At 70.2% G+C, this 9869-nt stretch carries 9 protein-coding genes and 1 tRNA gene; 7 read left to right on the forward strand and 3 right to left on the reverse strand.

Annotated elements, in window-relative coordinates; all coding sequences use genetic code 11:
• The 4 genes from ACE3TL_RS14225 to ACE3TL_RS14240 all read left to right on the forward strand — a co-directional run.
• The coding region (locus tag ACE3TL_RS14225; protein WP_374579338.1) for a MotA/TolQ/ExbB proton channel family protein at positions 1-203 on the forward strand (203 nt) is incomplete at its 5' end.
• A gap of 5 nt (positions 204-208) precedes the next feature.
• The gene (locus ACE3TL_RS14230) at positions 209-640 is read left to right on the forward strand and encodes a biopolymer transporter ExbD (protein ID WP_374579339.1); all 432 of its coding nucleotides are present in this window, start codon (positions 209-211) and stop codon (positions 638-640) included.
• A gap of 13 nt (positions 641-653) precedes the next feature.
• A complete protein-coding gene (locus tag ACE3TL_RS14235) occupies positions 654-1361 on the forward strand; it encodes an energy transducer TonB (protein WP_374579340.1) in 708 nt (235 codons plus the stop codon).
• 154 nt (positions 1362-1515) lie between these two features.
• Positions 1516-1592: transfer RNA gene (locus ACE3TL_RS14240), tRNA-His, on the forward strand.
• 58 nt (positions 1593-1650) lie between these two features.
• On the opposite strand, the gene putA is transcribed toward ACE3TL_RS14240, so the two are convergent.
• Positions 1651-4746, reverse strand: a complete 3096-nt coding sequence (gene putA / locus ACE3TL_RS14245; protein WP_374579341.1) for a bifunctional proline dehydrogenase/L-glutamate gamma-semialdehyde dehydrogenase PutA — start codon at positions 4744-4746, stop codon at positions 1651-1653.
• A gap of 111 nt (positions 4747-4857) precedes the next feature.
• Here putA and ACE3TL_RS14250 point away from each other — a divergent pair, with 111 nt between their 5' ends.
• Entirely contained in the window at positions 4858-5328 is a 471-nt protein-coding gene (locus ACE3TL_RS14250; RefSeq protein WP_374579342.1) for an Lrp/AsnC ligand binding domain-containing protein, read from the forward strand.
• Positions 5329-5620: 292 nt separating this feature from the next.
• On the opposite strand, the gene ACE3TL_RS14255 is transcribed toward ACE3TL_RS14250, so the two are convergent.
• Positions 5621-6454 (reverse strand): 2-hydroxyacid dehydrogenase, encoded by an 834-nt coding sequence (locus tag ACE3TL_RS14255; RefSeq protein ID WP_374579343.1) that lies wholly within the window; start codon positions 6452-6454, stop codon positions 5621-5623.
• Positions 6455-6570: 116 nt separating this feature from the next.
• Here ACE3TL_RS14255 and ACE3TL_RS14260 point away from each other — a divergent pair, with 116 nt between their 5' ends.
• Positions 6571-7812: a hydrolase gene (locus tag ACE3TL_RS14260; protein WP_374579344.1), complete on the forward strand. Its 1242-nt coding sequence runs from the start codon at positions 6571-6573 to the stop codon at positions 7810-7812.
• On the opposite strand, the gene ACE3TL_RS14265 is transcribed toward ACE3TL_RS14260, so the two are convergent.
• Positions 7793-8713: a LysR substrate-binding domain-containing protein gene (locus ACE3TL_RS14265; RefSeq protein ID WP_374579345.1), complete on the reverse strand. Its 921-nt coding sequence runs from the start codon at positions 8711-8713 to the stop codon at positions 7793-7795. The genes ACE3TL_RS14260 and ACE3TL_RS14265 overlap by 20 nt on opposite strands.
• 90 nt (positions 8714-8803) lie before the next feature.
• Here ACE3TL_RS14265 and pyrF point away from each other — a divergent pair, with 90 nt between their 5' ends.
• Positions 8804-9634, forward strand: coding sequence for an orotidine-5'-phosphate decarboxylase (gene pyrF, locus ACE3TL_RS14270; RefSeq protein WP_374579346.1), 831 nt, complete (start codon positions 8804-8806; stop codon positions 9632-9634).
• Positions 9635-9869: the final 235 nt, after the last annotated feature.

The raw sequence follows: 9869 nt of genomic DNA on the forward strand, positions 1-9869 counted from the left end.
CCAACACCACCAACCTGGCCGTCGTCGCCCCCGGTATCGCCGAAGCGCTGCTGGCCACCGGTATCGGTCTCTTCGCCGCTATCCCGTCCGTTATCTTCTACAACTACTTCCAGACCCGCATCTCCGCTTACGGCGCGCGCACGGAAGGCTTCGTTGCTGAACTGATGAACGCGATCTCCCGGCAGCTCGACAAAGGGGCGTAACCCACATGGGAGCCAAACTCTCAGGTTCTGGGGGTGGCAAGTACGCGGTCGACGCCAACAGCGAAATCAACGTTACGCCCTTCGTGGACGTTATGTTGGTGCTCCTGATTATCTTCATGGTCGCGGCGCCCATGGCCGCCGTGACCGTGCAAGTTAATCTTCCGCCCGCGGTCGCCAAACCCTCAACGAACCCACCGAAACCGGTCTACATTTCGATCCAAGCTGGCGGCTCCATCTATATTGGTGACTCCCGCGTGGAACTGGCCGACATCGGGGACAATCTGCGCAGCACGATCGGGCAACGTAATCCGGAGAAGGAACGCATCTTCATCCGCGCCGACAAGGACGTCCTCTACGGGGACTTCATGGGCGTGATGAACATGCTTCAGGACAACGGTTTCTACAGCGTGGCCCTTATCGGCGAAGACAAGAACTAGGAGGGGGTGACGAATGGCTGAAACCACCGACACTACCCACCACGAGCAGCGCAGTGTCTTCGACGCGCCGAAGAAGAAGCGGAACAATGGCGTCACTGCCGCCATTGTCGGCTCCCTCATCGTGCACGCCGGCCTCGGGTACTATCTGTACAAGTCGAAGTTCGAGCCGAAGTATCGGGAGTATTCGGACGACGTGACGGACGTGGCGATTATCAAGCCCGCTCCGCCGCCGCCCCCGCCGCCCCCGCCGCCTCCGCCGAATACGCCGCCGCCTCCGCCGCCGAAGCTGCAACCGCGGCCTCCGGTGAACGTGCCGGCCGACATTCCGCAGATTCCGCCTCTGCCGGTTCCGCCGGTCGAGAAGCGGATCGAGACGCCGGAACCGCCGAAGGCCGCCCCGCCGGCCCCGCCGCGTCCGTCGGTGATTACGAACCCGGACTGGGCTCGTCGTCCCTCGGGCGATGACATCGCGCGGTACTATCCGGATCGTGCGATGCGGATGAACATCGAGGGCCGGGCGACGCTCAGCTGCTCGGTGACGGCCAAGGGCAGCCTCGAAAACTGCGAGGTCGTGTCCGAGGAGCCGTCGGATCAGGACTTCGGGTCCGCGGCGATGCGCTTGAGCAAACTGTTCAAGATGCGGCCGAAGACCCAGGACGGCGCCCCGGTCGAGGGCGGCACGGTTCGGATCCCGATCCGCTTCGTGCTTCCGAAGGGCTGATCCCCGTCGGAACGTTCAAAGGATCAGGCCCCGGAGGTTCGCCTCCGGGGCCTTTTCTTTCGCCTCCACAAAAACTTGCGCCATAGGGCCTCGCCGGGCGGCCTGGGCCTTGATCCCGCGGCGCCGTGCGACTAGAAGAGCCGCCTCGCAATGCGCCGCCTTAGCTCAGTTGGTTAGAGCGCTAGATTGTGGCTCTAGAGGTCCCCCGTTCGAACCGGGGAGGCGGTACCATTGCAGCACAGAAAAGCCCGGAGCTTTGGCTCCGGGCTTTTTCGTTTCGCAGGCCCGGTCAGAGGCTGAGGTTCAACAAGGCCGGATCGCCGCCCTGGGCTGCGATGTTGATGCTCACCGCGCGCTCGAGCGCGTAGCGCGACAGGGCGTTGGGGCCGCCGGCCTTGGGCCCGGTGCCCGACAGGCCCTCGCCGCCGAACGGCTGGACGCCCACTACCGCGCCGATGATCGAGCGGTTCACGTAGACGTTGCCGGCTGGGACCAACTCGCGCACCTGGCGGGCGAAGGCGTCGATGCGCGAGTGGACGCCCAGGGTCAGGCCATAGCCCTGGCCTGCCAGTTCGCCGGCGACCTTGTCGAGCTCGGCCGGGTCGTAGCGGACCACGTGCAGAATCGGCCCGAACACCTCGCGCTCGAGGAACCTGGCGGTCGGAATCTCGGCGAGGACCGGGCCGAAGAAGGTCCCGCCTGCGGGCGCCTCGAGGCGGTGCAGGACCTTGGCTTCCCGCTGCAGGCGCTCCAGATGGGCCTGGAGGGCGTTGCGCGCCTCCGCGTCGATCACCGGGCCGACATCGGTGGTCGGATCGGCCGGATCGCCGATCACCATGGCGTCCATGGCGCCCTTGATGGTTTCGATGACCAGGTCGGCGGTGTCCTCGGGCAGGAAGAGGATGCGTAGCGCTGAGCAGCGCTGGCCGGCTGACCCGAAGGCCGACAGCACCACGTCGTCGACCACCTGTTCCCTCAGCGCCGTGGTGTCGACGAACATGCCGTTGAGGCCGCCCGTCTCGGCGATGAACGGCACGATGGGGCCTTCACGTCCGGCCAGGGTCTGGTTGATCCGTCGCGCGGTTTCGGTCCCGCCGGTGAAGGCGACGCCGTCGCATTCCGGGTGGGCGGTCAGGGCAGAGCCCACCGTCTCACCGCGGCCGGGGACGAGGGCGAGGAGGCCGGCAGGCAGTCCGGCTTCGTGGAACAGGGCTACGGCTTCCGCGGCGATCAGCGGCGTTTGCTCGGCTGGCTTGGCGACCACGGCGTTGCCGGCGGCCAGGGCCGCGGCGACCTGGCCGGTGAAGATGGCCAGTGGGAAGTTCCAGGGGCTGATGCAGACGAAGACGCCGCGTCCGTGCAGTTCCAGCGTGTTGGTCTCGCCGACCGGGCCCTTGAGGATTTCGGCACCGGCGAACCTGGTCTGGGCCAGGTGCGCGTAGTAGCGGCAGAAATCGACGGCTTCACGTACCTCGGCGATCGCATCGGCCAGGGTCTTGCCGGCCTCGCGCACGCAGATGGCGATCAGGCGCTCGCTGTCGGCCTCCAGGGCCGCGCCCATGGCGCGCAGCACCTCGGCGCGGCGAAAGCCGCCCATGGCGTCCCAGGCGGGTTGGGCCGCTCGGGCGGCGGCGAAGGCCGCGTCGATGTCGGCGGCCGAGGCCTCGGCCGTGCGGCCCACGAGGCTTCCGTCCGATGGGCTCTTCACGTCCTGCGGCTGGGTCCCCTCGCGCGCGCGGCTGGCGATGCGCGGGCCGCTGGTCAGCGGCTGCAAAGCCCGAGCGGCATGGTGCAGGCGGGCGGCTTCCTCGGGGATCGAGAGGTCGACGCCGGCCGAGTTCCGGCGCTCGGCGCCGTAGATGTCGGCCGGGCGAGGGATCTTCGGGTGGGGACCTGGGCCGGCGCGCTCGATGGCGGTGATCGGGTCGACCACCACGTCCTGCGCGGGCACGCGCTCGTCCAGCAGGGCGTGGACGAAGGAGGTGTTGGCGCCGTTCTCCAGCAGGCGGCGGACGAGATAGGGCAGCAGGTCCTCATGCCCGCCGACGGGAGCGTAGGTGCGCACGATGGCGCCGGCGCGCAGGGCCTCGGCGGCGCCATAGAGGGCCTCGCCCATGCCGTGCAGGCGCTGGAACTCGATCTTGACGCCGGCCTCGGCGGCCATGGCGTGGACCGCGGCCAGGGTGTGGGCGTTGTGGGTGGCGAACTGAGCGTAGACGTGGGGGCTGGCGGCGATCAGGGCGCGGGCGCAGACGAGGTAGGAGAGGTCGGTGGCGGCCTTGGTGGTGAACACCGGATAGTCGGGGCGGCCGTTTACCTGGGCGCGCTTGATCTCGCTGTCCCAATAGGCGCCCTTGACCAGGCGGACCATCAGGCGGCGGCCGCTGCCCTCGGCGATCTCGGCGACGCGGGCGACGGTCAGGGGCGCGCGCTTCTGGTAGGCCTGGACGGCGAGGCCGAGGCCGCGCCAGTCGCCCAGCTCGCTTTCGCGGGCCAGGCGGTCCAGCAGTTTCAAGGAGATGAGTAGGCGGTCGGCCTCCTCGGCGTCGATGGTCAGGTTGATGTCGTGGGCGGCGGCGATCAGGGCGAGTCTTTTTATCCGGGGATAAAGTTCGCGCCAGACACGGCCTTCCTGGGTCGCCTCGTAGCGGGGGGAGAGGGCCGAGAGCTTGACCGAGACGCCGTGGCCGGCCTCGGGCCCGGCGTCCCTGGCGTGCTTGCCAACGGTCTCCAGGGCCTGGGCGTAGGCCTCCTCGTAGCGGGCGGCGTCGGCGGCGGTGCGGGCGCCTTCGCCCAGCATGTCGAACGAGCAGACCTGGCCCTCCTTGGCCGCGCGCTTCAGGGCCGCTTCGATAGTGCGGCCGAGCACGAACTGTTCGCCCATGATTCCAATGGCTTGGACGACGGCCTGGCGGACCACGGGTTCGCCGATCCGCTCGACCAGGCGGCGCAGGAAGCCCGGCGGGTCGCGTCGCGCATCCTCGTCGACCTCGACGATCTTACCGGTCAGCATCAGGCCCCAGGTCGAGGCGTTGACGAACAGGCTGTCGGAGCGGCCGAGGTGGCTGGCCCAGTCGGCGCCGCCGATCTTCTCGGCGATCAGCCGGTCGCGGGTCTCGGCGTCGGGGGTGCGCAGCAGAGCCTCGGCCAGGCACATCAGGGCCAAGCCCTCGCGCGTGCCGAGGCTGAACTCCTGAAGGAAGCCTTCGACCACGCCCTGGCGGCGGGCCGAGCCGCGGGCGGCGCGGACCAGGTCCTCGGCCTGGCGCTTGACCGCGCCGCGCTGGGGCTCAGTCAGCGGCCGGGCGGCGAGCAGGGCGGTCACCGCCTCGGTCTCGTCGCGATACTTGGCGTTCGGATCGTCCAGAGCGGTCCAGGAGGTCATGGGCAAGCCTCGATGAGGATGATTTCAGGCATCCGGCGTATCTGCTATCGAGCCGAATGTCCGGCGGACGTTTGAGGCGTTTGCCGAATTAAAAATCACGGAAGGCGCGCTATGACGGATACTGTGGGGTTGGACGAGACCGACCGCCGCCTGCTGCGTGTGCTGCAGCGCGATGGGCGGATCAGCAATCTGGACCTGGCCCAAGCGTGCCATCTGTCGCCATCGGCCTGTTCGGATCGGGTGCGGCGCTTGCGCGAACGCGGGATCATAACCGGATTTGCCGCCTTGCTCGATCCTGCGGCGATCGGTCGGGCGCTGCTGATCTTCGTCGAGGTGCAGCTCGACCGGACGACCGGCGACACCTTCAGCGACTTCGCCAAGGCGGCGCGGCGGACGCCGGAAATCCTCGAATGCCATATGGTGGCGGGCGGTTTCGACTACCTCATCAAGGCGCGGGTGTCGGACATGGAGGCTTACCGGCGCTTCCTCGGCGAGGTGCTGGTCGCCATGCCCGGCGTGCGCGAGACGCGGACCTATGCGGTGCTGGAGGAGGTGAAATCGGTCACCGAGCTGCCGGTATAGGGGCGGGTCTTTCCCTTTTGGCGTAGGCGTCTTGGGTGCGCTCCGTCAAGCTCCCCCGAAGGGGGACTATCGCCTACTAGGTGTCCTCCCGGTTTGCGAAGCAAGACCGGGATCCATGAACACATGCGGTTCAGGATCCGTGTTGGCGGCGCCAGAGCCTGAAAGCTCAGGCGTTCATGGATCCCGGACAAGCGCTGCGCGCTTTCCGGGACGACATGCGAAGTGGGCCGTCGCTGCTTATCCGCGCCATATGCGATCGCCCTGCCCCCGGAGGGGAGCAATTTGAGGCGGGTCAGTAGCCCGCCTGGCGGTTCACCAGGCCCTGCAAGGGCTGGCCGTTGCGGAAGCGCGCTATGTTGGCGGCGATGAAGGCGCTGGCGGAGACGGGGTCGGTGATCGCCGCGACGTGGGGCAGGACGGTGATCTGCGGGTGACGCCAGAAGGGATGGACGGGCGGCAGGGGCTCGGTCTCGAAGACGTCGAGGATGGCGTGGGAGAGGGTTCCGTCGGCCAGGGCGGCCAGCAGGTCGGCTTCGACCAGGTGGGCGCCGCGGGCGAGATTGACGATGGCCGCGCCGCGCTTCATCCGCGCGAAGGTCGCCGCGCCCAGCACGCCGCGGGTCTGGGCCGTCAGGGGCAGGAGGTTCACGACGATGTCGCTCTGGGCCAGCAGGGCGGGAAGGTCGCCGTGGCTGCGGCTCCAGGCGTCGACCTGAAAGCCTATGTTCTGCAACAGGTTGGCGCTGGCTCTCGCCAGTTCGCCATAGCCGAGGAAGCCGATGCGGCGGGCGCTGGCCGGCGGCTGGTCGAGCTGGCGCCACAGCCCCTGGACCGCCTGGGCGGCGTAGGCGGGGGCCTGGCGGTGCAGGGCCAGGACGTGGGCGGCGGCGGCCTCGGCCATCTGGGCGGCGAGGCTGGGATCGACCAGACGGGCCAAAGGAACGGGCGGCAAGGCCGGATCGGCCAGCAGGCCGTCGACCCCGGCCCAGGCCGACTGCACGAAGGCCAGGTTTGGTAAGGCCGCGAGCGCGCCTGGCGGGGGATTGGCGACGATGGCGATGTCGGCGTCGCGATCGGCGCCGAGGCTGATCTTCTCGTTCGGCAGGCTATCGGCAAGGGCCGCCAACCAGCGCGATTCCGCCCCCTTAGAGAGCCGCGATAGAAAGGTTAAGGCCATAGGATTCCACTTACCTGCCCGATAGGGCCTTGCGCGAGCCCGGTTTTGAGAGCCAGGCTCGGGTCATGCAACTGACCACGCAAGATTTATCCATTCTGGAGCGTCTTTCGGGGGAAAAAGACGAGATTCTGGGCCGCGCCGTGGAATGGTGCGCTCTATCGTCAGGCAGCCGAAATCTGCCGGGACTCGAGGCGCAGCGCGCGGCGCTGGAGCCGGTGCTGGCCGAGCTGCCCGGCGAGGTCGAGAACGTGGCCCTGGCCGACAGCCACGAGGTCGCCGCCGACGGGAGCCTGAAGGCCCAGGCCCATCCGCCCGCCCTGATGGCCACCGTACGGCCGGAGGCGCCGGTGCAGGTGGTGCTGACCGGGCACTACGACACGGTCTATCCGGCAGGAACGGGCTTCACCGAAGTCCGGCCGCGGGCGGATGGGGCGCTGAACGGGCCGGGCCTGGCCGACATGAAGGGCGGGATCAGCGTCATGCTGGCCGCCTTGCGGGCGTTCGAGGGACATCCCGACCACGCCCGGCTCGGCTATCGCGTGCTGCTGTCGCCGGACGAGGAGATCGGCTCGCTGGCCTCCGGGCCGGTGCTGGCGCGGCTGGCGCGCGGCGGACAGGTGGGCCTGACCTACGAACCGGCCATGGCCGGCGGGGCGCTGGCCGCCCGGCGCAAGGGCTCGGGCAATTTCCATGTGGTGGTGCGCGGGCGCGCGGCCCACGCCGGTCGCGACTTCGACAAGGGCCGCAACGCCATCGCCGCGGCGGCGGACCTGGCCGTAAGGCTGGCCGGCGCCAACGGCCAGCGCGAGGGCGTGACCTTGAACGTGGCGCGGATCGACGGCGGCGGGCCGCTGAACATGGTTCCAGACGTTGCGGTGGTGCGCTTCAACATTCGTCTGCCCGACGCGCAGGCCGGCGAGTGGGCTCTGGCCCATGTGAAGGCGCAGGTCGAAGCGACGGCCGCGGACGGGATCGCCGCGGAGCTGCACGGCGGCTTCACCCGTCCGGCCAAGCCGTTCAACGCCGCCCAGCAGCAACTGTTCGGCGCGGTGAAGACGGCCGGCGCCCTGATCGGCCAGGAGATCGCCTGGGCGCCGTCGGGCGGGGTGTGCGAGGGCAACAACCTGTTCGCCGCGGGCCTGCCCAATGTCGACACCCTGGGGGTGCGGGGCGGGGACATCCATTCGCAGGACGAATACGCCTGGCCCGACAGCTTCGTCGAACGCGCCCAGCTTTCGGCCCTGATCCTCGCCAAGCTGGCCAGCGGCGAGATCCCGGCCGCGAAGATCAAGGCGGCGATGGGATAGGGCGGCTCTCGGTCGCGGGCGGCGGGGCGGCGATGCGTCCTTCGGCCAGCAGCCATTCGGCGAAGCGCTCGGCGCCCGGATGACGGGCGATGGCCGGGCGCAGCAGCGCAAAACGCCGCGTCAGGGGAACGAAGCCGAACGGCGCGAGGAGCCGGCCCTGGGCGATCTCGGCCTCGACATAGGCCCAGGCGGTGACGGCGGCGCCCAGGCCGGCGGCGGCGGCCTCCAGCATGTAGGAATTGTGGTCGAAGGCCCGCTCGGCGCCGACGGGCGGCAGGTCGAGGCCGGCCGCCTGCGCCCACAGCGCCCAGCCGTCCGGGAAGGTGGCGCTGTGCAGACGCGGCGCACGCAGCAGGGCCTGCAGGTCGCCGCCGGCGCGGTCGAGCAGGGCGGGCGCGACCACGACGCCGAACGCCTGGGGCAGGAAGGCGGTGACGGCGAGGCCGGCGGGGGCTGGGCCCCGGTGCAGGGCGATGGCGGCGTGAACCCCGCCGCCGCCGAAGTCCGGCTGGCTGGGGCTGTCCTCGACGATGCGGACCGGAACGTCGGGGTGGGCCTCGATGAAGCGGGGCAGGCGGGGGATCAGCCACTTCATCGCGAAGGTCGAGGGGGCGGAGACGACGAACGCCTCGGCCGACTGCGCGCCGGGCAGGCCGGCGACGATCTGGTCGAAGGCGCCGGCCAGGCTGGCGGCCAGGCGCGCGCCCGCCGGGGTGAGGGCGAGCCGGTGGCGCGGGCCGGTGACCAGGGCCGCGCCCACCTGCTGTTCCAAGGCCCGGATCTGGCGGCTGACCGCGCCGTGGGTGACGCACAGTTCGTCGGCGGCCCGGACCATGGAGCCGAGGCGGGCGAAGGCTTCGAAGGCCTGGAGACCCCTCAAGGACGGAAGGCGGCGATGCATATGTGAGCCTGGTTCACAGCCCGTGCAGAGTAGTCGATTGCCGCCGGCGCGCCAGCGGCCGATGCGGGAGGGGTATCCAAGGAGACGCCCATGACCGGTTTCGCCCATCGTTTCGCCGTGATTTCCAAGGCCCGTTCGCCCCTATGCCTGGGGCTCGACCCCTCGGCCGACCTGCTGGCAGCCTGGGGGCTGGCGCAGGACGCCGCGGGCCTGCGCGTGTTCTGCGAGCGGGTGCTGGAGGCGGCGGGCGACCTGGTCGGGGTGGTCAAGCCGCAGGCTGGGTTCTTCGAGCGGTTCGGCGCGGCGGGCATGGCCGAACTGGCGTGGGCCATCGGCCAGGCCCAGGCCCAGGGGGCGCTCTGCCTGCTGGACGCCAAGCGGGGCGATGTGCCGGGCACGATGGAGGGCTATGCGCAGGCGCTGATCGGGCCGGGCGGGTTCGCCGCCGACGCGGCGACGCTGAACCCCTATCTGGGCTTCGAGAGCTTGGCGCCGGCCTTCGAGCGGGCGCGGGACTGCGATGCGGCGATGTTCGTGGTGGCGCGCTCGTCCAATCCCGGCGGGCGTGACTTGCAGGGCGCGCGGCATGCGGACGGGCGGCGCGTGGCCGAGCGGCTGGCCGACCAGATCGCCGCCCACAACGCCGTGGCCGGGCCGGTGTTGGGCGCGGTGATCGGCGCGACCCTCGAGGCGGAGGAGGCCCCGCTGCTGGAGCGTCTGGGCCAGGCCTTGGTGTTGGCGCCGGGCGTGGGGGCGCAGGGGGCGACCATGGCGCAGGTGGGCGAGCGGTTCGCCGCCGCGCGCGGGCGGGTGCTGCCCTCGGTGTCGCGGAGCATCCTGTGGGCGGGGCCGGGCGTGGCGGGCCTGCGCGAGGCGATCCTGCGCTATCGCGACGAAGCGTGGGGGGCTTGTGGCGGGTGAGGGCGGGGCGTCTTGCCTGGCAAACCGGGGGAGGCCAGCAGGCCGTGGCCTTGCTCCCCGCGGGAAGTGAATGGCGCATCGGGCGCTGGCGTGAATTTCCTCCCCCATTTTATGGGGGAGGGGGACCGCCCGCAGGGTGGTGGAGGGGGCAAGTTCAGGCTCAGAGCAAGCCGCGGGGCCCCCCCCCCCAGCTGGGACAGGGTCCCCCCCCCCCCCCAAGCACAGGGGGGGAAAG

The organism is Phenylobacterium sp. (assembly GCF_041920015.1).
Lineage (GTDB): Bacteria > Pseudomonadota > Alphaproteobacteria > Caulobacterales > Caulobacteraceae > Phenylobacterium.